At 47.6% G+C, this 26278-nt stretch carries 10 protein-coding genes and 1 pseudogene; 5 read left to right on the top strand and 6 right to left on the bottom strand.

Annotated features, from left to right (window positions below):
- Positions 1-394 precede the first annotated feature (394 nt).
- From NG833_RS13590 to glyS, 5 genes and pseudogenes are all read right to left on the bottom strand, one after another.
- Positions 395-5839 (bottom strand): AAA family ATPase, encoded by a 5445-nt coding sequence (locus tag NG833_RS13590; RefSeq protein WP_254565823.1) that lies wholly within the window; start codon positions 5837-5839, stop codon positions 395-397.
- A 76-nt stretch (positions 5840-5915) separates the two neighbouring features.
- Positions 5916-6444, bottom strand: a pseudogene (locus tag NG833_RS30965) (sensor histidine kinase); the annotation flags it as partial.
- A gap of 1452 nt (positions 6445-7896) precedes the next feature.
- On the bottom strand, positions 7897-8097 hold the full coding sequence (locus tag NG833_RS13575) for a hypothetical protein (protein WP_254565821.1): 201 nt from the start codon (positions 8095-8097) through the stop codon (positions 7897-7899).
- A gap of 216 nt (positions 8098-8313) precedes the next feature.
- Positions 8314-9690, bottom strand: coding sequence for a UDP-N-acetylmuramoyl-L-alanine--D-glutamate ligase (gene murD / locus NG833_RS13570; RefSeq protein WP_254565820.1), 1377 nt, complete (start codon positions 9688-9690; stop codon positions 8314-8316).
- 775 nt (positions 9691-10465) lie between these two features.
- Entirely contained in the window at positions 10466-12628 is a 2163-nt protein-coding gene (gene glyS, locus NG833_RS13565) for a glycine--tRNA ligase subunit beta (protein WP_254565819.1), read from the bottom strand.
- A 368-nt stretch (positions 12629-12996) separates the two neighbouring features.
- On the opposite strand from glyS, the gene NG833_RS13560 reads away from it, so the two are divergent.
- A complete protein-coding gene (locus tag NG833_RS13560) occupies positions 12997-15009 on the top strand; it encodes a CHASE domain-containing protein (protein ID WP_254565818.1) in 2013 nt (670 codons plus the stop codon).
- 38 nt (positions 15010-15047) lie between these two features.
- Here the strand turns inward: NG833_RS13560 and NG833_RS13555 are convergent, their stop codons facing one another.
- Positions 15048-15956 carry a lipopolysaccharide assembly protein LapB gene (locus NG833_RS13555; RefSeq protein WP_254565817.1) on the bottom strand — a complete coding sequence of 303 codons (909 nt, stop codon included), beginning with the start codon at positions 15954-15956 and terminating at the stop codon, positions 15048-15050.
- 362 nt (positions 15957-16318) lie between these two features.
- On the opposite strand from NG833_RS13555, the gene NG833_RS13550 reads away from it, so the two are divergent.
- From NG833_RS13550 to NG833_RS13535, 4 genes are all read left to right on the top strand, one after another.
- A complete protein-coding gene (locus NG833_RS13550) occupies positions 16319-18370 on the top strand; it encodes an elongation factor G (protein WP_254565816.1) in 2052 nt (683 codons plus the stop codon).
- Between the two features lie 633 nt (positions 18371-19003).
- On the top strand, positions 19004-20329 hold the full coding sequence (locus tag NG833_RS13545; RefSeq protein WP_254565815.1) for a methyl-accepting chemotaxis protein: 1326 nt from the start codon (positions 19004-19006) through the stop codon (positions 20327-20329).
- A 467-nt stretch (positions 20330-20796) separates the two neighbouring features.
- Positions 20797-22275: a methyl-accepting chemotaxis protein gene (locus NG833_RS13540; protein ID WP_254565814.1), complete on the top strand. Its 1479-nt coding sequence runs from the start codon at positions 20797-20799 to the stop codon at positions 22273-22275.
- Between the two features lie 1392 nt (positions 22276-23667).
- Positions 23668-26262, top strand: coding sequence for a hybrid sensor histidine kinase/response regulator (locus NG833_RS13535; protein WP_254565813.1), 2595 nt, complete (start codon positions 23668-23670; stop codon positions 26260-26262).
- The last annotated feature ends 16 nt before the right edge of the window (positions 26263-26278 follow it).

Here is a 26278-nt window from a genome sequence, read left to right as displayed (position 1 = left end):
CCAAAAAATAAAACCTTCAAAAAACCCGCACCCTGAAGGGTGGGGCTACACGGACAAAGCGGTGCCTGCGCGGGCTAAAAGAGCCTTGTTAGGTGCGATCGCATCAAAGCAAGGATGATTTATTTGTTGGAATACCCTAAATGAATTTGACAAGGGTTCCAATGCCTGAGAGTCTTGTGGTGAAAGATGGCGATCGCTCTTTCTCCTGTGCGCGGTAATCGATCTCCTGTGCTGAGTGCAGTGACATCGAGAATAAGCTGTTTGATGACAAAGAGGATTTAGACGCGCTATATATATAGCGCGTCTAAATCCGAATTGCTCCAGCGCCGCAATTTTTAGGGGAATCAACCAGCCTCAGACCCGTAAAATATCTGGGGTGTGAGGCGATCGTCCCTCAGCTTTGGGGCAGGCTAATCACAAATTCTGTGCCTTGACCCACTTGAGAGTTGACCTGTAATCTACCACCGTGGGTCTCAACGACGATTTGACGGGCGATCGCCAATCCTAAGCCCGTTCCTTTACCAACGGCTTTCGTGGTGAATAAATGGTTAAAAATCTTGGATTGAATCTCTTTAGGGATTCCCGCGCCATTGTCAGCAATTCTAATCTCAAACCAATTGTTAACTTGTTGAATTTGAATCGTAATTTGTTGCTTTTGCGCTTTTATTTCGGCAAAGGATGACTGTTGGGCCAGCTCATCAAACACATCGATCGCATTGGCCAGAATATTCATAAATACCTGATTCAGTTGACCCGGGAAACAATTAACAGGGTGGAGCCAATCATACATTTTAGCTACTTTAATCTCAGGGCGATGCTCATTACCTTTGAGGCGATGGCGTAAAATTAGCAATGTACTTTCAATGCCGTCATGGAGATTAAAGGGTTGTTTGCGATCCGTGTCTTTTCGGGAGAAAGTGCGTAAACTGTGGCTGATGGATTTAATGCGATCGCCGCTATCCCGCATCGCCCGCATCAACTGGGGCAAATCCTGTCGCACATAGTCTAAATCGACCGCCTCCAGTTCCGATTTAATCTGATCGCCCGGTTCTGGGAATGCTTCCTCATAAAGCTCTATCAGTCCCAATAAATCGTTAACATAATCCTCTGTCGCCCCCACATTGCCCAGAATACAACCCACCGGATTATTAATCTCGTGGGCAACCCCCGCAACGAGATTGCCAAGGGCAGACATTTTTTCTCCTTGAACAAGTTGGAGTTGAGTATTTTGCAAATCGTTGAGGGCCTTTTCGAGGGCTTGGGATTTTTGTTGCTCCCGCTCATAAAGTTGGGCATTTTCCAGAGAAATTGCCGCCTGAGCGCAAAGTAAATTGAGGAGTTCGACGCGATCGGTTGTGAATGCCCCCGTCGCTAAATTATTTTCTAGATATAAAATGCCCATCAACTTACCCTGATGTAAAATTGGGCTACACAACATACTCTGGGGTTGTTGACGGATGATATAGGGGTCGTTGACTAAGGTTGAATCTGCTGTCGCATCCACCAAAACAACCGTCTGTCTGTTGTGCTTGACTTTGTAAATTAGCTTTAGGGGAATATCTTGACTGTCTTCAATGGGAAGGCACTGCAACACGACGGGCTGCGTCCCCATAGTAATTGACCCTTCGATCGACAGGTGTTCATCTCGCAACAGCATTAACACACATTTATCAGCCCCCGCATTTTCGATGACTATTTCAAGCAATGATGAAAGCAGTTTTTCGAGTTCGATTTCACCTGAAATAGTTTGGGAAGCTTTCAGAATCGCAGCTAAATCTAAAGCTACAGAGATACTGCTACTACTGGATGTGGGGGAACTGGCAGAGGTGACACTCCCCAATGTGAAGATAGTTTCGTGAGAGGAGAAGGGAGAACGGGTTTGCTGTAATATGGGGGCAAGTAATTGGGGATAGCGCGTTTCTAAATCAGCTACTTTGGCTTTTGCACCCCAGCGAGCATAACAATAATAAGCCTCTTGCATATATCCGGCTGCAAAATTTTCTTGACCCCAATTCAGGTAGAATTTAGCAGCACGTTCGTTGGCTAGAGCTTCTTCTTGAATATAACCGTTTTCTTTAGCCACTTTAATCGCTTGATCATATAGCTCAATGGCTTGATTTTCTCCCAACACTCGTGCCTTTTCTGCTTCTACTAGCTGCCACTTATGCAAATAGTTCATGGGGGCCTGTGCTGCCCAGTTTTGCAACTTAGTTTGATTATCTTCTATTCGTTGCTGTAATTGCTCTCGTTCCAATCCCTCTGTGTCTGGCAACATTTCAAGCTGAATGAGAGAATCGTAGAAATGATACACAGGAATTTTGTAGCAGCCGCTAGCAGCAGGCAGATATTGTTTGATAGAATCTGCTATGTCTTTACCCTCTTGCCATTTTTGGAAAAGATAACAAAGCATCAGCTTGCTGATATGCAACACTGCCATCTCATATAAATCATCTACTTTCTGGCGTGAAAGTATGAGCTTTTCGTCATATATAGTTCCTTGAAGTTGCCAAGGAGATTCACTTTCTGCTAGCAAATTCAAAACAAGTTGGTAGAAAACGCTAAGGTAGTTTTTGGCTACTGATTTTATTTGACCTAATGCTTGATTGTACGCCATTATCACCTCTTTCAAGGCCAAGAGTTCTTGACCCGAGAAAAAAGATAAATAGCAGTGTTTCCAAGCCGCATACCCAGCATATTCCATCGCCCCATTTTCCAAACCACTGTGGTATCCTTCAATCAAAGGCTTCAACGATTCCTGAATATGATATTTCCAAGGTTTTATAAACACATAAACCATATTAAACGTGCAGGCTTGAAATTCTTTACTCTTAAACTGGGTGAGCATTTCTAACGCTAATTGACCTATCCGATTGCCTGCCTCAATCTCTCCTCTGGCACACAAAATTACTCCGTACCAAGCATAAGCTGATGACGATATTGCTGCCTTACCATACTGTATTGACAGTTGTACTTGTTTGCATACAACTAAGGGTAAAAGGGCTGGAGTAGCTACATAGGCACTGGCTGTCACGGATGCCAAAATTCGGAGTTTTGCCAACGCTTCCATGTCAACCATTTCTGGGAGTTTAAGTAATTCTTCTAGTTCTTTTCCTACTAACATTGCTTGAGTTTCTTGCAAACTTTGAGCAATATCTGCTGGGGTCGGTTTTGTTGGGAATATTACTCCTAATAACTCCAGTATAGACAAAGCAGTTTTAATCGATTCTAGCTGCTGACTTTGTGCCACATTCGCTAGAATTTTCACTTCATAAACTTTTACCATATCTAACAGTTGCCGAGCTTGTTGCAATACGATATCCACAAAATATTGCATTTGATGGAAATCACCACTCAGACAGGCAACTTCTGCGGCTAGTTCATGGAGCCCCAAAGTCAGTTTGTAGTCCTGTTGCCAACTATTACTATGTAACAATTGAATCCCTTTGGTTGAATACTCTATTGCCGATCCATAAGCAGTAGACAATTTTACCTTTTGTGCAGCAGCTAGATTGAGTTTTGCCAGTTCATTGCGTTCTTCCACCGATTCTATCGAGTCTATACCCTGATTTAATTGATTAACTATCTCTAATAGTTTTTCTTCTCTTTCTACTAAGGGAGTTGCATTTAAAATTTGTCGCCCTATTTTCAAATGTGTTGGTTGTTTTTGCTCATCAGGAATCAAAGAATAAGCAGCTTGTTGTACTCGGTCATGTAAAAATTTGTATATAACCTTCTGAAAGGTTTGTTGAACAGCTGCTTGATTTTCTTTCCCAATATAAAATTTATAAACATCACCAATAGGTAAAATCAACCCTTCTTGTAATGCTTTCCACAAAGCAGTAGCCGTTTCAATTTGAGATTGTTTGGAAACAATTGCCAATGTTGCTAAATCAAACTGATTGCCAATACAAGCCGCTAATTGCAACATCTGTTGAGTTGAGGGAGGCAGTTTTCCTAATTGCAATGCCATAAAGACCACGACATCATCTGTCACCGCAAGCTGATTTACTTGTGCAATGTCACATTCCCAGCCCCCTTGTACCCCATCGGTAAGGGGGGTTGGGGACAGAGGGGGGTAGTTAAATTGAATGAGTCGCTCTTGATGTAGGGCTTTGAGAAATTGCGTAGCAAAAAATGGATTTCCTTTAGTTTTCTGAAATATCAGTTGAGAAAGAGTCCATGTCAAACTTTCGGTGGATTTAAGGGTGTCAGCTACTAACTGATTTACTTTTCTTTGGCTTAGGGGTGCTAAATTAATCATATTAATCGTTGCTTGGCTTTTTTGGATCTCGCTCAAGGTCAACATTAATGGATGTGCTGGATTGACTTCGTTATCGCGGTATGCACCTATTAATAACAGATGACCTGTATCAGCCATTAAAAGCTGCATTAATTTCAGCGATGCCGAATCGGCCCACTGTAAATCATCTAAAAATATCACTAATGGATGTTCTAATGTGGTGAAAATTTGGGTGAATTTTTGAAACAATAAATTAAATCTATTTTTTGCTGCATCTCCTGATAATTCTATGGCGGCTGGTTGTTCTCCAATAATTTTTGCTAATTCGGGGATGACTTCAATAATTACTTGTCCATTTTCTCCAACTGCCGATAAGATTTTATTCCTCCATCGCTCTATTTGGACATCACTTTCGCTTAATAGTTGCCCCATTAAATCCCGGAATGCTTGCACAAAGGCACTAAAGGGAATATTGCGATTAAATTGGTCAAATTTTCCTTTGATAAAATAACCACGTTGACGTACAATGGGTTTATGCACTTCGTTGACAACCGCAGTTTTCCCAATTCCCGAAAACCCAACTACCAGCATCATTTCTGTGGCACCCAGGCTGACTCTTTCAAAGGCTTTTAGTAAAGTTTCTACTTCGGTTTCTCGTCCATAAAGTTTGTCGGGGATAATAAAGCGATCGCACCGGTCCCTTTCTGCGATTTTAAAACTCTTTATTGCACCCCGATCTCGTAGCTGATTTAAACAGTTTTCTAAATCAAACTTCAATCCCAAGGCACTCTGATATCTATCCTCGGCATTTTTTGCCATCAATTTCGCGATCATATCTGAAATCACCGGCGGAATTTCTTCCCGGTTCGATAAAAGAGGTGGCAGTTTAGCAATATGAGAATGCACCAATTCCATTGGATGGTTCGATTGAAAGGGTAACTCTCCAGTCAGTAATTCGTAGAATGTCACCCCCAAAGAATAAAAATCAGTCCGGTAGTCAATCCCCCGATTCATTCGGCCTGTTTGTTCTGGAGAAATATACGCTAGTGTCCCTTCTAATACATTGGGATTAATCAGGGTTTGAGTTTCCCGTGGTAGTAAAGATGCAATACTAAAGTCAATTAATTTAACTTCTGTTGTTTCCGGATTAATGAGAATATTACTGGGTTTGATGTCTTTATGAATGATGCGATCGCGATACAATATATCCAAGGCATTACACAATGCGATCGCTATCTCTAAAAACCCTGTTAATGAGAGGGTATTTTTTCCCTTCAGGGCCCATTCCTGCAAAGATACACCTCCAAAATCTTCCATGACTAACCCATAGCTATTTCGATACTGTTCCAGACTATAAGTTTGGACAATCAGAGGGGAGTTGAGATTTTTAGCAATGGTATATTGATTGCGAAACTGTACCAGTTCGCTAAAGGTGGGATAGTCATTTTTCAGTAGTTTGATGATGACAGGTAATTGGTCTGATGTACGGATTCCCCGATATACTACGGTGCGACTTCCTGAATAAACGGTTTCGACAATTTGATAGTTGGGAATTTGAGCGGTTGTGGGACGGGTACGGTTTTTGTTGGAGTTATTCATATCTCTTCTAGGTGGAGAATGGATGGGTGAGTAATGGGTGAAAGGGGTCTAAACCCTGACCGAAAGTTAATTTTTTTTAGGTTTGAGTTGGTAAAGAGATGATCAATTCGGTTCCTTGTTCCATTATAGAGTTGACTTGGATAAAACCGCCATGTTTTTCTTCAATAATTTGACGGGCGATCGCCAATCCTAGACCCGTTCCTTTCCCCACTGCTTTGGTGGTGAACAAATGGTAAAAAATCTTGGCTTGAATCTCTGGGAGAATACCCGCGCCATTGTCAGCAATTCTAATCTCAACCCAGTTTTCAACTTTTTGAATCTGAATCGTAATCTGTTGCTTTTGCGCTGTTAGGGAACTCCAAAAAATAAAATACCCAAAAAACCCGCAGGCTTAAGCCTGGAGGCTCACAGGACAAAGCCCGCCTGCGCGGCGTCATACAGTTAGGTGCTTAACCATCGGGATTTGGAGGATTTATTTGTTGGAACACCCTTATTTCGGCAAAGGATGACTGTTTGACCCGATCATCAAACACATCGATCGCATTCGCCAGAATATTCATAAACACCTGATTCAGTTGACCCGGGAAACAATTAACAGGGTGGAGCCAATCATGTTCTATGTTGCCTGTACCTTCTCTTTTGATTTCTACCTTAGAGCCAGGTAATTTGCTCGTAAAGGTTGTTCTCTCAAGTAAGAGTTTATCAACGCGATTTTGTAGGAAATTAGAAATATATTTTTTTGGAGTTTCCATCAACACACTGTCGCCTACAATCTTTACATTGATGATTTTGCTTAGGGAACTCCAAAAAATAAAACTTCTAAAACGTTTGTAGTGACGGATCAACGGAGTAGCCCCTACACATACCTTCCTTTCACTTGAACGGTTGAATGATTTATATTTTGCAATCCCCTTACCCTTATAGGAGTTCGGTGGACTCACCCTGACCCCAAACCCCTCTCCCTTCTGGGGCACCGCCAACATCCAAGGGTTGAAAGCCATACCATACAGACATGACAAACCTGATATGAACACGATCATTTTTACGGATGTTATGAGAGCCACATTTAGGACAGACTGCTTTAGAGTCTTCAACGTCAATAAATTGTTGGCTTGGTTGAGAATTTATCGATAATAAATTGTTGGCTTGGTTGAGAATTTATCGATTTTTTCATGTCTTAATTCCTTCACAATTACCGACTTTAATTTAAGATAGCGATTCGGTGGATTCATACGGAATCCGGTTTTCAAAGGTCTATAGCAATCCTAAATGATTTGTCAAAAAGATAGCGAACAAGATGTGATGCCTACAGCACGTTTACGTGCTGACGCACAGGCTGTTGCGAGCGCGGTAAGCGAAGCTATGCCGAAGGCTTTACGCACTCCACAGGAATCAGATTTAGATCCATGACACAACTGATTTAGGACTACTATAGCGGTTCGGTGGATTCATACGGAATCCGGTTTTCAACGGTCCATAAAAACCCCCAGCCTCAAGGGTTCAAGCTACCAGAACTCAGCCTCTTGAGGCCCACTCAAGAGAACATCGACTTTTAACAACCTGATTTGGGATCACCCTCTTTGATCAAATCCGGTTGAAAGCCTGAATCCCTGGTTGTCTGAAAGGACGCAAAATCGTTAATTTGCCCTAAATGACGATCGTGAGTCCACCGAAGCGCTCTATCTAAATTAAGAACCAGAAAATTGTAACACTCTTGGAGTGCGTAAGCAAGTATGTTTAGCTTGACCGAACTCGGTACAAAAAGGAAGCGCCAGGGATCTGTGGCTCAGTTTGTGCAGAGTAGACTCACATTTTGCTCGCTCTGGAGTCCCCAATTGGAATGGCGAGTTGATCCATTATCCCTTGCTCTACTCAGGATCGGGCGGCAGATCCCCCGATCCTGGACCCTGAGCGGAAAAAATAACGACTGGATCAGTCGCTAATCGGTTGAGTGAGATAAAAATGTTTCGATCGCCCAGTAAACAGAAGCGGATCACAGTGGCGATCGCGCTTTCAAAGAACAGGGGAGGACTCAGGGAGATTCGGCTGAAAATCGCCTACGCACTCACTTTGAGCCATCCGCGACGGACAGCATAAAACAACCGATGGACCAGCAAAGCATCCTCCCGACTCAGAGCGTTATTCAGTAACGCAATCTGAAGGCGATGCTGTTCGATCGCGGTCAGTTTCCCGGAAAACCAGGCTTGCGCGAAAAGGTCAGTGAGGTTATCTTCCAGATTCAAAGTAGGTGCTGGCATAAGTTCGGATTCAACTCTACTGCGCTTCTAGTTTGCAGCACCGGGTCACTTTGAGCGGTGATTTGAGTATTACTCACCCCTTGGATTTATCACCCGTCGTTGTGATTCAAATCGCAGCACATTGCGATCGCCTGTAGTTAACGCCATCGGGTTAGAACCGAGCCTACTCCCGGTCCTAACCCTCTGACCCTCTCCCTCTAACCCTCTGACCCTTGCTCACTCCGGCAGCATTTCCAAACAGAGTTGGCGGAAATGATCCCCGCGTTGCTCAAAGTTTTGATATTGATCGAAACTGGCACAAGCCGGAGACAGGAGGACCACCTGCGCCTCCAGTTCTTCCGCTAACTCAGCCCCCCGAATCACCGCCCGTTCCATACCATAGACGATTTCATAGCGCTCATTTCCTACTTGTTCTAAGCGTTTGGCAAAGGCATCGGCAGCATCGCCAATCAGCAGCACTTGTGCGACTTTCGCTTCAATGGTTTGCAACCACCCCGTATCATCCCCTTCTTTCGCTTCACCCCCGGCAATTAAAATCACCGGCGCACCAACGGAGGCTAATCCCACTTGTGCGGCATCGTAGTTGGTGGCTTTACTATCATTAATAAAGTCAATTCCATGCCAAGTGCGAATCCGTTCCAAACGGTGAGCCACCCCAGGGAAGTTGGCAACAGCATCGGCGATCGCCGCTTTATCAATTCCCGCCAATCGCGCCACACCCACCGCCATTAACAGATTCGTCAGATTATGTTCCCCGGGCATTTTCAAGGCATCAACCGGCAGGACTGCCTCGCCCATTGCCACCGCCCAACCGTCTTCAATATAAACGCCGTGAGCCGGATTTCCTAATAACTCGCTTTTGCCTTTGATGCTCGTCCAGCAGGCATTTGGCCAGCGATCGCTTAAACTTTTTCTGAGGTAAGGGTCATCTCCATTTAAGACTTTTTGCTGCGATCGCTCCAACAGAGACGCCTTAATATTAAAATAATTTTCTAACGTACCATGACGACTGAGGTGATCCGGCGTAAAGGTCGTCCAGACCCCGATTTGCGGTGCAACCGTTTCTGATGCCTCGATTTGATAGCTACTAATTTCCGCAATCACCCAATCGGGATACTCCGGGGTTGCCCGGTCCTCGCCAAACCCATTTAACGCCAACTCCGTCGCTGCATATCCGATATTCCCACAAGCCGGTGCATTCAACCCTGCCGCTTGAAAAATTGCCGCAATTAACGCCGTTGTCGTCGTTTTCCCATTGGTTCCCGTAATCCCCACCCAGGGACAAGCGTTGAGATTGCGCCAAGCTAATTCCATTTCCCCCAGGGTGGTAATTCCCATCTGCCGCGCCGTTACCAAGGCGGGAAGATCCCAGGGAACCCCCGGACTGACGACTACCCAATCCAAAGACTTCTGCGGTTCAAAGGACTGATTCAGGTGTACATCGATGCCATCAGCAGCCAACAGTTGTTGTTGTTGTCGCAAGGAGTCATTGTCTGAGCGATCGCTCAAGGTGACATCCCATCCTTGCTTTTTTAATAACCGCGCTGCAGCTACCCCTGAGCGTCCTAGTCCAATGATATGAGCCTTTGGCATACTTTTATGGATCGCATTTTTTCAAAGTCTAATTTTAATCTTACCGTTTGTTGCTCCCTCTAGTGGGGGTTTTCTCTGCAAAAAGCAATTGTTGGGTCTGCACCTGATGGTCCCCTCCCCTTGGCAAGGTCCGGGTTAGGGTGGGGTCTTCGTTCTGTGGCTGAAGCCACAGAACGAGCAATGGCTGGTGGGATTGACACTCTGCCCTCTAAAGAGAGGCAGATTCTTTAAGACTTGCTTAAAAGGGATAGTCAAGTATCCCCCTAGACGCTCAAAACAACTATCAAGAAGATGCTGCAATTGCGCTTACTTTCCAAATTGTTTTGCTTTTGGGTTCCATCACTAAGCCAGATAGGTACGCTCCTTGTCCTGCCGTTATTTGCTCGTCTAGTCGTTATGCCAATTGCATCCGGTTCTTCGTTGCGGGGATTTCTCCGTACTAGGACAATTCATCGCGTAGATGGTTATTCTTACTCACAATTTTATTTGAACACATTGACGGAGGCTAAAGCCGCCGAGTCGCTTGGGCGCCTCGCTCGCTCAGAGACGAGGCGTGACCTCACTCCCGCTACCCACTGGTGTCGGAGTGACGCTATAGCGCCTATTAACGAGGAAAGAGGTTGGACCCGTCTCCAGAAAGGCGCGGTAAGCAGAGCTATCCCGTAGGGAATCGCCTCATTATGAGTCCGTGACGTGGCGGAAGCCACGTCACGGAGACCCCACCCTAACCCTCCCCTTGCCAAGGGGAGGGGACCAGAAATAGAAGGGTCCTCAACTATTGGGGTTTGACAATGGGACCGAAATCTGCCAACACCCGGGCGTGATTTCGCAGTAAACCAATGGAGTTGAGGCGGTTGCGCCGGATTTCTGGGTCCGGATCCATCACCAGTACGCTGTCTTCCCCATCGAAAAACTGGCTGACGATTGGGGTAATTTCTGCTAAGGCATCCACCAACTGCTGATAGTTCCGCTGCGATCGCGCCGCTTGAGTCGTCGGCATTAACCGGATCAAAGCATCATAAAACCCTTGTTCCGAGGATTTTTGGAACAATTCCGGTTTGAGCACTTGAGTCGGATCTAAAACCGTTGTCTCCAAATCCCCCTGTTTCGCCAATCGTGCAGACCGATTCACGGTTTCATAAATGGTATCTAAGCTGCCATTATTGCGAATGGACTGGAGGAATAAAGCCCGATCGCGAACATCCAACACATCCTCTAAAGCGCGTTGGCTATATTCCGCGTCCTCTTCCCCCAAAACCGCATTCACCAAGTCATAATCAATCCCTCGTTCCTCTTGCAACAGGGTGCGAATGCGTTGTAAGAAAAACTCCTGTAACTGCGAGAGCAAGTCCGGGGAGGTTTTCGGATGGCTGGCAGTAAATTCAGCCGCAATCTTCCCAAGTAATTCCCCTAAGTTTAAGGGTAAATTCGCCGTCCAAGTTAAATTAATCACCGCATTGGCGGCCCGTCGCAGGGCAAAGGGGTCGGAGGAACCCGTGGGAATCATCCCCAAGCCAAAAATACTGACTAAGGTATCTAATTTGTCGGCTAATCCCACCACTTGACCCACGGGAGTTTCCGGTAATTTATCTCCGGCATTCCGGGGTAAATAATGTTCATAAATTGCCGTAGCGACAGCTTCCGATTCCCCACAGGCCCGGGCATATTTTTCGCCCATCACCCCTTGGAGTTCCGGGAATTCATAGACCATTTGGGTGACTAAATCGGCTTTGCAAAGTAAGGTCGCCCGGGCAATTTGCTCTTTTTGTTCGCCCTGAATTTGCAATTGTTCTGTAATCAAAGCAGCAACCTGACAGAGGCGATCGACCTTCTGGCGCATTGAGCCTAAATCTTCCTGGAAGGTGACTTCTTCTAATTTAGGCAAGTAGGCTTCTAGGGGTTTGGCCCGGTCGGTTTCATAGAAAAATTGACCATCGGCTAATCGGGCGCGAATCACCCGTTCGTTTCCGAGGGCAATGAGGTCAGATTTGGCCGGGTCACCGTTAGAAATAGTGATGAAATAGGGGAGAAGTTCGGGGGATTTGCCGGAGGTTTCGGCGGATTTTAAGACGGGGAAATACCGCTGATGGCTGACCATGACTGTGGTAATGACTTCGGCGGGTAAAATGAGGAAGTCTTCATCAAATTTACCTAAAACGGCGGTCGGCCATTCCACTAAGTTGGTGACTTCTTGGAGTAAATCCGGGGAAATATCGGCAGTTCCTCCGACTTTTGCTGCTGCGGCTTTTACTTGGTCTTGAATGATGGATTGACGGTGGTCCGGATCTACGGAAACAAAGGCATTTTCTAGGGATTGGATGTAATCGGAGGCGGTGGCAATTTTTACGGGTTGGGGGTGTAAGACGCGATGACCCGAGGAAATGCGATCGCTGGTGAGACTTTCGGACCCGTTGTCGAGTTGAATGGGTAAAATATCCGGGTCAAACAGGGCCACTAACCAGCGCAGGGGTCGAGAAAATCTCATTTCTCCATTCCCCCAGCGCATTAAGCGTTTGCCTTCGAGTTTGCTAATCCATTGCGGGACCAACTCCTGGAGAATGTCCGTGGTGAGACGTCCGGTGATGGTTTTCCGCAGGAAAACAAAATCCCCTTTCTCTGTGGGGCGAATTTCTAAGGCATCGAGTTCGACGCCTTGTTTTTTGGCAAATCCTTCTGCCGCTTTGGTGGGTTTGCCGTCTTTATAGGCAGCGGAGGCGGGAGGGCCTTTAATTTCTTCTTCGCGATCGCCTTGTTGAACCGGCAACCCTTCTATCACCACCGCTAACCGGCGAGGGGTGCCATATACATAAACTGCGTCATTTGTCAAGAAATGTTCAGCGAGGGAATCGGGAATGCGCGATCGCCACTGAGTAATTGCGCTATCGAGAAATCCTGCGGGTAATTCTTCTGTACCAACTTCTAATAGAAAGGTAGCCATATCGGATCGTACTCTAAAGGACTAGAGGTCACTTGTGCCTTCCCACTGAAGCCGACAAGCCACCCCATTTAACAACTCTTTCTAAGAATACGCCAAGAAAGCCCCGGGATTCTACCCACCCCGCCCAGGCTAGACCGGATCCACATAAAACTTGTTCTGGGTGAAACCGACGAAAAACCGGGGGTTTTTCTGACCCACTCCCGGGGTTGAAAATGTTATTGTAGAACAGATTGTCCCCAGTGTAGCGATTTTTGAACCCAAGAGTGATAAGTCAGCGAGTTTCAATAGGCAAACTTTTTTGACCCCAGTAATTAGCAGGGTTTTACTAGGAGCGAATCCGGTTAAATTAGTAAAAAATAAACGGTTTTATGACAGTTCATTTAAAAAATTTTGGACAAGTTAAAAACGCCCTGTTGGGAATCCGTCCTTACCTGCCGGTGGGGTTGACTTTACTGGTGGGTTTGTCACTTTCTGCGATCGCTGCTACGGGAGTTTATGAATGGGAACGAAGATCCGCACAGGACAACTTAGCGCGACGCCGGGAAAGCGTGACCCTCACCTTACAAAGCGATATCGATGAATATCTCCAAGTCACCCGATCGCTGGGTGCATTGTATGATATTTCCGGCCAAGTGACCGAGGAAAATTTTCAGCGGTTTTCCCAATCCTTTTTTGAGAATTACCCGGGAATTTTCGGGATGGCATGGCTAGAAAAAGTGCCGCAGTCACAACGCAGAGCTTTTGAGCAACGGATGCAAGCGCAAGGGAAGGAAAATTTCCAGATTCGCGATCGCGCCTCTGATAGCAACTTAATCCCCGCAGGCGATCGCCCAGAATATTTTCCCATTCTCTATGGACAACCCGCCAGTCGCTATAAAGGAGAGCTGTTGGGACTGGATCCCAGTTATGACCCCAGGGTGAGGGCGGCGATCAACCGGGGAAAAAACGAGGGCCAGATCTCGGTAACGGAACGATTTGTGTTAGCCGATGGCAAGACTTATGGGATGGCGATGTTTCGCCCGGTTTACCGAGGAGGCGAACGACCCCACGGAATCCGCGATCGCCGCAATAGGTTTATGGGAACGACTTACACCGTCTATAGTCTCTCCAATTTGTTGGAAAAGTCATTAGGGGGATTAACCCTCAATAACCTGGATTTTTACTTACTTGACCAGGCAGCGGCACCGGATAATCAAGTTTTAATCTTTTATGACTCTCAAACTCAACAATTTATTGCAGATACCCGTCTGCAACACCCTAAACCCCTCTCTCCAAAGTCTTTGTGCTACCAAAATCCCAGTCTCTGTACCCAGACCCTTCAGGTTGCCAATCGTCAATGGACCCTTGTCCTGCGTCCCACCTCAACCTTTCAAGGATTCATGGCGGACACCATTGCGACCCTGGCGATCGGCGTGCTCCTGACTGGAATTATCACCATTTATTTAGGATTATCCATCCGTCGGACCACGGATTTAGAAGCCGCGATGCAGCAGTTGCAAACGACCCAAGGTCAACTGATTCAAGCGGAAAAAATGTCTTCCATTGGTCAATTAGTAGCCGGGGTTGCTCATGAAATTAATAACCCGGTGAGCTTTATCTACGGTAATGTTAATCATGCGGATGAATATGTCAAAGACTTACTCTTTTTGCTCGCGCTTTATCAAGAACACTATCCCGAACCCGTGACAGAAATTCAAGAAGAAGCCGAAGCGATCGATGTAGATTTTCTGATAGAAGATTTACCTAAAACGATTAAATCCATGACCGTCGGGGCCGAACGGATTCAAAATATTGTCTTGAGTTTGCGAAATTTTTCCCGCACCGATGAAGCGGAAATCAAGGCAGTTGATATTCATCAAGGGCTGAATAGTACCTTGATGATTTTGCAACATCGACTCAAAGCCACCGCCGGACATCAGGCGATTCAAGTGGTCAAAAAATACGCAGAACTGCCTTTGTTAGAGTGTTATCCGGGGCAATTGAATCAGGTGTTTATGAATCTGTTGGCTAATGCCATTGATGCCTTAGAAGACACCCTGGCTCAACCCCCTTCAAAAGACTATATTCCCACCCTCACCCTCTGTACTGAAGTTCTCCAAAAAAGTCCAAAGGAAACCCCCATTGAGGGGGGGAAGGCAGTGAATCCCGAGTTCATTGTGATTTGGATTGAGGATAATGGAGCCGGGATTCCTCCAGACATTCTCCCCAATATTTTTAACCCATTTTTTACGACTAAACCCATTGGCAAAGGAACCGGATTAGGGCTTTCGATTAGTTACCAAATTATTGTGGAAAAACATTTAGGAAAGTTAAACTGTTTTTCCACTAGGGGAAAAGGCACAGAATTTCGGATTCAACTGCCGGTGAGTCACAAGGGGTAAAGTCACCCGCCGCTCAGAAATTTAGACTGTTTTAAGGATTAGGGATTGCGCGATCGCTCTAACAGTCGTTCAGCATTGATCGCCCGTTCCGTATTTCCCTCCAACGTATAAAGGTCTCGGGCATATTCCAACACTCGTTGAGCTTCGGTGAAATTCCCCTGACGCAGAAACACTAACCCCGCCCCATAATAGGCATTGGCATAATTAGGATTCCCTTCCGCCGCCCGCCGAAATGAGTCTAAAGCGGCGTTCAAATCCCCTTGATTGTAAGCAATAAACCCCAGATGATAGTGAGCCGGAGCATGATTAGAAGTAATGCTGACTGCCCGGTTAAACGCTGATTTAGCCTCCTCCAGTTTCCCTTGTTCGAGATAAACCAGTCCGAGATGATAGGGGGGTTCTGGAGTCGTGGGACTATACTGCATCGCCTGCTGAAACGAAGCCGCAGCAGCATCCCATAACTGCTGTTGCTCCAGGACCAGACCCAGATTATAATGAGCTAATCCCATTTGGGGGTCCAAGGCGATCGCCCGTTGTAAATAATCCCGGGCGCGATCGAGATTATTCCCTTCAATCAGGGCCGCCCCCAAATTAGCAAAGGCCAGGGTAAAGTTGGGGTCCGCTTGAGTCGCTTGGTAGAACGAATCCGCCGCCCCTTGTAATTCTCCCGATTGCCGCAGCGCCAAGCCCAGATTATAATGAGCCACAGCTAGGGTTGGGTCCAGTTGAGCCGCTCGACGAAACGCGGCGATCGCCTCGGATACCTGACCCGCTTGAATCGAGCCTAGTCCCCGGTTGACCCAATCCAGGGCCGCTTGGGAAGTCCCCTGGGCGACAGCAGCGCCCATCCCTGGCACCCCCTCCCCCAGCATCCACAGCAACGGCATCATCCAAATCAAGAGCGTCACGCCCACGATTCGGGCCCTTATGTTCCGTTGTAATTGCATCGCCCCTCCTGGAAATGAGTCGAGGTGGTTTAATCTGGTTTTACCCTAAAATCCCTGCCTCTGACTAGAGTCTGCCAGAATTTTAGAGCCAACACTCACCCTCGACGATAATTTTCAAGGGATAACACTTCTTTAAAATTCAAACAAAAAGGATTAAGCTAAGAAAAACAAGTCCCTCAATCGGTAATTCTTGAGTCCAAAAATACGGTAATCTAAAAGACATCAAGACCCATACGAGAAGAACTGATGCCGATCGCCTTGTTTCCAATAGAGTCAGGATAAGGATTTTACTTTAAATAGGCTATCCCCTTGGCCCTCTTAAAATTTTTTTAACTTTACTAACTAACTCACGGGAGTGAATCATGACCGAAAAAGTTGTCTCCGACGTGCGAAACGTCGCGATTGTAGGCCCATATCTGAGTGGAAAAACCACCTTACTCGAAAGCCTGTTGTTTGTAACCGGCGCAATTAGTAGGAAAGGAAACGTCAAAGAAGGGACAACCGTTGGCGATAGTTCCGCAGAAGCCCGCGATCGCCAAATGAGTGTGGAGATATCCGCCGCCTCCACTGAATACCATGATGTCCGCTTCACCTTCGTAGACTGCCCTGGATCCATAGAATTTATCCAAGAAACCTACAACGCCCTCAAAGGCACCGGTGCCGCCGTCGTCGTCTGCGAACCCGAAGTCAGCCGGGTGCTCACCTTAGCCCCCTTATTTAAGTTCTTAGATGACTGGGAAATCCCCCATCTCGTCTTTGTCAACAAAATGGACCGCGCCAAAGATAGCTTTATGGACGTCCTCCACGCCCTCAAAGCCGTCTCCGCCCGACCCCTAGTCCCCCATCAATATCCCATTCTCAAAGGCTCCGACCCCGTGGGATTTATCGATCTGGTCACCGAACAAGCCTATCACTACCACGGTGGCAGCGAACCAGACCCCGTACCCATTCCCGAGGAACTCAAACAAGAAGAACATGAGGCTCGTCAGGAGATGTTAGAAGAGTTAGCTAACTTTGACGATCGCCTCCTCGAAGAACTCCTCGAAGAAATTGAACCCTCCCAAGATGAAATTGTCGCTGACCTCAAAATGGAATTAGGGGCCGATTTAATCGTCCCCGTCTTTATGGGAGTAGCGGATTCAGATTATGGCGTCAGACCCTTGCTCAATGCCCTGATTCGGGAAGCGCCGGAACCCAAAACCACCGCCGATCGCCGGGGAATCCCCCTGCATTCCGGTGAACCCTTAGCCCAAGTGATTAAAACTTACTACACCCCGCAAGGGGGCAAGATGTCCCTCGTGCGAGTGTGGAAAGGGGAAATCACCGATAACATGACCCTTAACGGCGTCCGGATTGGGGGAATGTATCGGATGAAGGGACAGCAAACTGAAACCATTCAGAAAGCGGTAGAGGGAGATATTGTCGCCTTGTCGCGCATGGAAGGGATTCAGACGGGAGATACCCTCACCACCGGGGAAGGCAAGCTCAAATCGGAATTACCTAAAGCGGAGCAACTGCCTCCGGTGTTTGCCCTGGCGATCGCCCCGGAACGGCGCAGCGACGAAGTGAAAATCAGCGCTGCCTTGACCAAACTCCTGGAAGAAGACCCCGCCCTCGCCTGGGAACAAAATCCCGATACCCACGAGATTATCCTCTGGGGTCAAGGTGAAATTCACATCAAAGTCACCTTGGATCGTCTGCGGCGCAAGTACAACCTGCCGATGGTTACCCAAGTCCCCCATGTGCCCTACAAGGAAACCATTCGCAAAGCCGCACCCCGGATTCATGGGCGCTACAAGCACCAAAGTGGGGGTCACGGCCAATTTGGCGATGTTTACCTGGAAATCAAACCCCTGCCTCGGGGGGAAGGGTATCACTTCAATGAGAAAATCGTCGGCGGCGTCGTTCCTAAACAGTATATTCCTGGGGTAGAAATGGGGGTGCGCGAGTACCTGAATCAGGGACCCTTGGGATTTCCTGTGGTGGATATTGCCGTCACCCTCACCGATGGGTCCTATCACTCCGTGGATAGTTCAGAACAGTCCTTTAAACAGGCGGCACGGTTGGCAATGCAAGAGGGGTTAGCCGAATGTGAGCCCACCTTGCTCGAACCGATCGCCTCGGTGGAGATTTGTGCACCGACGGACTTTACCTCGAATATGATGCAACTGATCAGCGGACGACGGGGCCAAATTTTAGGCTATGAACCCCTGGAAAACTGGAAATCATGGGATAAGGTTTTAGCCTATTTACCCCAAGCGGAAATGCAGGATTTGATTGTGGAGTTGCGATCGCTGACAATGGGAGTCGGGTTCTTCCGCTGGAAGTACGATCACCTCCAGGAAGTCCCAGACAAACTCACCAGTCGCCTCTTAGCTACCGCCACCGCTAATGGCAACGTCCATTCTAAATAATCTGTGAATTCCCAACCGGCAAAAGGTCCGAGTTTTTCCTCGGCCTTTTGCCGGTTTTTTGTGTCCCGGTTACTGCTACTCAGAACTCGCTACAGTTCTAGCTCCCTGGGACAAGCAACCGGGTTGGTTGCCAAAATCTCTGCTCGATCTGTAACAAATAGATTGCACCAAACCGGCGCTCTTCCCTTTACTGTACCGGTCCTCTAAAACTTGTCCCTCTGGGAATTGTGGCTTATTCTTATTCCTAAGCATTTATTCATAATCGCAACCCCCACTTCTTGATTGCGGGTTCAAAAACAGCAAATTTCCCTTATTGATTTTCCAAAGCTGTGATAAAATCAGAATTGAAGTCAAGACAGGAAATCTAGTTGTTTGTCTGGCGAGTCATCTTGTTCAAATTCTGGGAAAAATTCTACTAAAACTTTAAGGTTCAGACATTTTATAGCAGCTTTCTGGCAAATGTTGTCCCTAACAAGACGGCAATCCCCCTGTTGGAGGTAAAGGTCCGGGTTGGTTAGTGAATGGATGCGCCTCATTTCCATTAACATTGCTATTTTGTTTACTGAGAAAACAACGGATTAAGTTTTGAATTGACATCCACCCTTCTTTAGCAATAACAGGCGAGGAGTCCTCATGTTATTTAATTTAAAGTTAAAGGCTAGAATTTTATTAGGTTATTCCATCCCATTAATATTTTCCTTGACTTCCGCTGGATTAGTGTTTGTGATTAGCCAGCAAGTTCAGCAAGAAGTCAGCCAGTTAGAAGAGGGGGCGTCTCTAGTCCGGGAGTCAGACCGTCTGGCTTTAAGGTTAATGTCCATCCAACGCTCGGCAAGAGGCTATGTTATCGACCGGGAAGAATTTATTCCCGAGGCAATTGAGTCCGACCTCAAAAACCTAGAAAATTCTGTAGAATTTTTACAGAGTCATGTAGAAGATGCTAAACAAAAAGAAAAGTTAGAGCGAATTTTAGAACTGAGTCAAAGAACGATTGAATTTAATACAAATTTGCTTGATTTAGTCGAACAAAACCGAGTGCAAGACGCGGTGAAAGCGTATGTTTCCCCGGAACGAGAACAATTGAATCGGGAACTAGAAAGCCTACTGGCACAGTTCAATCAACGGGAAGACGATCTTCAGAACGAAAAAAGCGATCGCACCAATGACGCCCTCAACTTATTGAGTTTCTTGGTGTTATTGAGTACCGCCATCACGGCAGTCGTGGCTTGGGGATTAGGATGGGCGATCGCCAGCCGGATTACGGACACCCTCGGCGAAACCACCAACACCATCGCCTCCTCCTCCACAGAAATCGCTGCCATGACTGAACAACAAGAGCGCGTTGCCAACCAACAAGCCAGTGCAGTCCATGAAACTTGCACCACAATGGAACAACTGGGCCTCTCCTCTCAGGAGTCCTCCGAACGCGCCGAAGCCACCACCATTCAAGTCGAACAAATTGCCAATCAAATTTTGCATCTGAGTGAGCAAGTCAACCAAATCGACAAAATTGCTGGATTAGTCAGCGATATCGCCAATCAAACCAATATGTTAGCCCTGAATGCTGCGGTGGAAGCCGTCCGCGCCGGAGAGCAAGGCAAAGGTTTTGGCGTTGTCGCGTCAGAAATTCGGAAACTGGCCGATCGCAGCAAACAATCCGCCGAGAAAATTAGTGAATTAGTCAATGATATTGAACGGGCAACCAATTCAGCCGTGATGATCACCAAAGACGGAACTCGCAGCGTAGAAAGCGTGGTTTCTGCCGTCAATCACATCGCCGTCAACGCCCAACAAATTTCCTTGAGTGCCAAACAACAAGCCTTGGCGATTCAACAAACCCTGGATGCCATGAATAGTCTAACTCAAAGCGCCCAAGAAACCGCCAGCGGGATCGCCCAAACCAAAATTAGCATTCAACAACTCAATCACGTCGCCCTCAAGCTACAACGGGAAATTTAGGCGTGAGAATCCCTCAAAGAGCGGGCGCATCTTGCTCCCACTCCTGCATCCTACGGCCTTTCATGATTGAGATGCGCTATAGTCAGTCCGGTAGATATCTAAGTTAGGAACCCTACCCATTCTTGTCAAAACCCGGTTTTTGTGCATCAGTCCGGTTCAAAAGATAGCCTCAATACAGACAGGACTGACCCAGGAAGTCTATAGTGAGTAAGATGTAGGGGCTTTCTGCGGAGGAAAAGCCCCCAACTCTAGCGTGGATGCGTAAGTCCTAAGTTTAAGATAAGGTGCAAGCGGGAACAACAATATAACCAATGGGACAGTCAATCATCAGAATCGATTGATTCTGAGTTTACGCACCTCCCTTTAGGAAATCTCATCAAAATTGTTGAGGTAAGCCACTCAGGGCTGCACTAAACCCCGTTTAAATCGGTGGGTTGAGGTCAAATTTAAGGAGTCATCATCTGATTATGTTGGACAGCTTAAAACTGAGGGGAAGAATTCTCGCCTGCATTATTATCCCATTGTTGGTGTCCGGTGTCCTGGCTACCCTGATTGTTTCAAACGTTAGAAAAGTCGATCACCTCGACAAACAGATCGGGTTTTCCTCAGAAGTCATCGATCATTTGGCCGAAGCGACCCTGCAAGCGATTCGGATAGAACGGTCAACCCGAGGATATTTGGTGAATGGCAAGGATCGCCATCGTCAAGGATTTGAGACCGGGAGTGAGTCTTATAGTCGAGTGATGAACAGCTTAGAGCTAAAAATTGCTCAATTGGAAGACCCCATACAACGACAGCGGTTTGAGGAGTACAGTCAGTTGGGAATTCAACTGCGACAAGTTGCGCTGCAAACCCTTGAACTGGCACAATCGGGGCAGAGAGAAGAAGCTGTGGCCTTATTTTCCACGGATCAGAGTAGCAATATTGTCCGGGAGATTGAGTCGCTTTATCATGCGTTTGTTCAACAAGAACGGGAGACCTTAGAGGTTAGAAAAGTAGAAGCTCAGGAAGCGTTAACTTTGTCTCTGGCGATTGCGGGGTGGGGAAGTGCGATCGTGGGGTTGATGACGATCGCCATTGGTGCAAAACTAGCCTCTAGCATTCGCGATCGCATCGAACGTGCTATCCATGAAGTGGCGACTTCATCTACAGAATTTGCCGCCACCTTTGCTCATCAGGAAACGTCCACAAACGCTCAAGCCACCTCCGTCAACCAAACAACCACCTCAATGGAGGAGTTGAATGCATCCTCCAAAGCCACCGCTGAACAAGCTGAATCCGCTGCGGCTAACGCGATTCTGGTTTTAAACTTAGTGGATTCCTCCAACCATCATCAACTGCCGGTGCATCCGTCCTATCGTATGGGTCCCAGCTACTCCAGCATCCCATCGCGCGATCGCCAGATCGGACACCAAAATACCAGCTTAAAAGAAACCGTCCATCAGATTGCCAAGCGCATCGAACAACTCACCCAGCAACTGTCCCAAATTGATGAAATTGCCAGTAACGTGAGCAATATCGCCAATCAGACCAATATGTTAGCCCTGAATGCTTCCGTGGAAGCCGTTCGCGCCGGTGAAGCGGGGAAAGGATTTGGAGTCGTTGCCACAGAAATTCGCAAACTGGCCGACCATAGTGGCCGCTGTGCCGATCGCATTAATTCTCTGGTTAAAGAAATTCAATCGGCCACTTCCTTGACGGTTCAAGTCACAGAAGAAGGGACAAAAACCGTCGAAGTTGTGGTGGACGCAATTGATGAAATTGTTAACAATACCCAACAAATTTCATTAACCGCCCAACAGCAGGCGATCGCCATTCAGCAGGTTTTTGAAGCGATGAATGCTCTGAATAGAATTGCCTCAGAAACCGTTAACAGCATTTCCGAGGCCAAAGTTGGCACTGAAAAACTCAATCAAGCCGCCCTCGACCTCAAAGAAATGGTCTGAGCATTCTATTCTAGTTCTGGGGAATTCACCAACCCGGGCTGTTCTCTCCCCAGGAGATCTCAGACCCAATCGAGTTGTCTCAAGTCGGTTTTTCCGGGTAGCGAAGCGTAGGCAGGCTTTGTCTATATAGCCTCCGGGCTACAGCCTGCGGGTTTTTACAACTAGCCCTGTCAAGGTGTATTTGTAGGGGCGTATTGCATACGCCCTCTCATACCAAATCCGGTTCTGAAAGACCTATTTTACTCTTGAGCCTGCGTAGGCAGGCTTTGTCTGTGTAACCCCACCCTTGAGGGTGTGGGTTTTTATAGACCTTTAACAACCGAATGGAGTATCATGTATGCAATACGCCCCTACAAGAAACTCCGGATGCGGCGGGATTCCATTAACGGATCAAGAGGGCGTATGCAATACGCCCCTACAAGAAACCCGGATGAGGCAGGATTCCATTTACCACCTTGAGGGTGATCAGACCAAACCCCTACAAATGCACCTTGAGGGTGATCAGACCAAACCCCTACAAATGCACCTTGAGGGTGATCAGACCAAACCCCTACAAATGCACCTTGAGGGTTTGGAGACCAAACCCCTACAAATACACCTTGACAGGGCTCGTTTTTACAACCTATCACAACCGAATTCCGTATCAGGGGAACTCGTTAGGTCGGCATCTTCAATTCCCGCTGAATTATCCCCAATCCGGTTATCCAGGGGGAAATCAGGCATCCATCGGGGGTGCTGTCCCTTGCCTTTGTCCGCAAATTATGCGAAAATTGCCACAGGCCCAAATATCGCAGCCATTTCGATTAGGCCCAGAGGTAGAGACAGTCCCCGGACCCAGACTTGGGCCTGAAAAGGAGCCGAAAGATTGGGGAATTGGGCCCTACTCTCCCTAGATTCAGGGATAGAAAAATCCGATGAGTGGGGTTTGCGGTCTGAATCAGCGACTGTTCATCGAGAAACCTGTTCAGGAATCCAGCCGACGATCGCCTCGGGGTTTGGCTCCTGAGCGCCCCTCAATGGAGGTCTCTCCTCAAGCTGCGGTTAAGTTACCAGAAAATCAGGGTGAAAACAATCGGGTGAACGGCAAAGTTCACCCTCAGTTCAGGAAAAAACGGGGATGACATGAGTAACCAGATTACCGATTTCACCCTTCCAAAAGATTGACCTTGAAAAATTAGCCCAAACCGCAGATGAGCTTATGAAAATCCAAATCAATCTGGAGAGTTTTGGGCCTGGATTTAAAAACTTAAACCCGTCCAAAAGAGAGTCGATCACCTCCGGAAGCAGGCCCAGCAGAACCGGGGTAAATTTGAGTAAAAAAGGGGAATCTTCAAGGTAGGGGAAATTATCCCTATGGAAATCCCTAGATCTGACTTCGGAGGAACTAAAACCATGATGATCGACGATGAAGAACTGAGAATTACATTCAAAGTAGCCAGTGAAGAACACCTGCAAAAACTCAACGAAGGATTATTGCACCTAGAACAGCAGCCTGATGACTTGGGGAAACTTGAAGAATTGATGCGAGAAGCCCATAGTCTGAAAGGAGATGCGGGAATGTTGGGGGTGAAAGATATTGCCACCCTGGCACATCAGTGGGAACATCTGTTGGGAACGGTCAAGCGCAAAGAAAACCCCTTAACCCCAGAATTGTGCGATCGCCTTTATCATGGCTTAGATGCGATCTCCAAACTCGTTCAAGAATCCGTCACCGGGGAAGAAGCCGGAGTCAATACCTTTTACGTCCTCGCCTATTTGATGGGTGCAGCCTCCGACAGCAAGGAGAGCGAAACGACCAGCGCGCCACAACAACCCCAGGAAACCCAAAAGTCCCCACCCAGAGAAAAAATCCCCCCTCAACAGAGAGACCGTCCGCAAGAGATTTTAGACCCAGTAGAGGCGGTAACGGAGACAGCAGGGACAGAACCCGACGAGGAAGCCGAAGAACAGCGCGACCTAGACCCGGAAGAAGCCCCCGAGGAAGCCAGCCCGGAAATACTAGAGGTCATCTCCCCGGTAGAAGTCCCCAGCCGTTCCCCGGCCAAAGTCAGCGCCACAGTCAATGGACATAATTTGGCTCAAAAATCTCCGATTCCGGAGATTTCTAAACCCCTCGGCAGTAGCGCACCCCCTCCAGGAGGCGATCGGGGTCGAGATTCCAGCCCGGGTAAAACCCCAGTCCTACCCGTTGTCCCTGTCACCCCCACACCAACCGGCAGCAGCAACTACCGGATCGACACCATTCGAGTCGAAACCCGCAATCTGGACAGTCTGATGACCCAAACCGGGGAACTCACCGTCAGCAAAATCCGGATCGCACATCGCCTCTCAGAAGTCGAAGAAATTGTCACCCTCTGGGAAGAATGGAGTCGCGATAGCTTTGTCAATCGCTTTGCCCTAGAAGAAGTCATGCGGGGCAACCGCAATGGCTCCTTAGACCGCTTGCAAAGCTTTCATCATCGCACAGAAGACCGACTCGAACGCCTCGGCCAAATTGTCAACCGCCTCAGAAATTCAGTCTATGAAGATAACGCCCGCCTCGATACCATTGCCGATGAACTCGAAGAAGGCATCCGCACCTTGCGCCTGCTGCCCTTATCCACCATCTTTACCCTGTTTCCTCGGATGGTGCGAGATTTAGCCAAACAAGAAGGCAAGCAAGTGGAACTGCTGATTGAAGGGGGAGAGACCCGCGCCGATAAGCGGATCCTGGAAGAGATGAAAGACCCCTTGATGCATATCATCCGCAATGCGATCGACCACGGCATCGAAACTCCCGGCGATCGCCAACAAAAAGGCAAACCCCCCAAAGCCACCATTGTCCTCAAAGGCTACCAAACTGCCAACAACATCATCATCGAAATCCGCGATGATGGGCGTGGACTGGACCTGGAAAAAATTAAACAAACCGCCCTCAAACGGGGAATCTGCCGCGAAGAAGAACTCGCTACCATGACCCCCCACCAAATCCATAGCCTGATTTTCACCCCGGGATTCTCCACCCGGACCTTCGTCACCGAGGTGTCCGGGCGAGGGGTGGGACTGGATGTGGTTCGCACCAACGTCGAACGGCTCAAAGGCAGTATTCACATTGACTCGACCCCGGGAGTGGGTACCACCCTGCGCTTATCTTTGGGCACCACCCTCGCCACCGCTCATGTTCTCCTGGTTGAGGTAGAGGGGATTGCCTACGCCCTGCCGGTGGAGTTTGTGCAACTGGCTCGGTTGGTCCCGGAGAGCGATATTTTTGCCCTAGAAGGACGGGAAACGATGATTTTAGAGGGACAACCCGTTTCCGTGGTCAAACTCGCCGATTTGCTGGAATTGCCCCCGCGAGGCATTCTCAATTCTTCAAAAAGCATGAATACTTCGAGTTTGCCTTGCATTATTCTGCAAGTGGGGGAAGAACGCCTCGGACTTTTGGTGGATGCCTTGGTGGATGAGCAAGATGTGGTGCTCAAACCCCAAAGCAAACTGCTCAAACGGGTCCGGAATGTTGCGGGAGCCACGATTTTGGGCACTGGGGAAGTCTGTATGGTGTTAAACCCTCATGACTTGCTCAAGTCCGTGCGAAAGCCGGGAAAATCCATTGTTCCCTCAAAACCGCAGCCCGAGAGCGATCGCAAATTATTAGTCTTGCTCGTGGAAGACTCGATCGCCACGCGCACTCAAGAAAAACGCATTCTCGAAAATGCGGGATATGAGGTGGTTACTGCTGTGGATGGTGTTGATGGATACAATAAACTGAGAACTCGCGACTTTGATGCGGTGATCTCCGATGTCCAAATGCCTAATTTGGATGGTTTAGGGTTAGTCACCAAAATTCGTCAGCATAAGGAATATTCTGAATTGCCGATTATTCTGGTCACCTCCCTCGCCAGTGATGATGATAAACGCCGGGGTGCCGAAGCCGGGGCCAATTCCTACATTCCCAAAAGCAGTTTCAATCAACAGGTGTTATTAGAAACGCTCAAACGGCTGATTTAGACGCGCTATGGAGGGA

The sequence above is a fragment of the Oscillatoria sp. HE19RPO genome (genome assembly GCF_024220515.1).
Lineage (GTDB): Bacteria > Cyanobacteriota > Cyanobacteriia > Cyanobacteriales > Laspinemataceae > Laspinema.
Note: the sequence above shows the minus strand (reverse complement) of the source record. Positions and strands in the feature narration are given on the sequence as shown.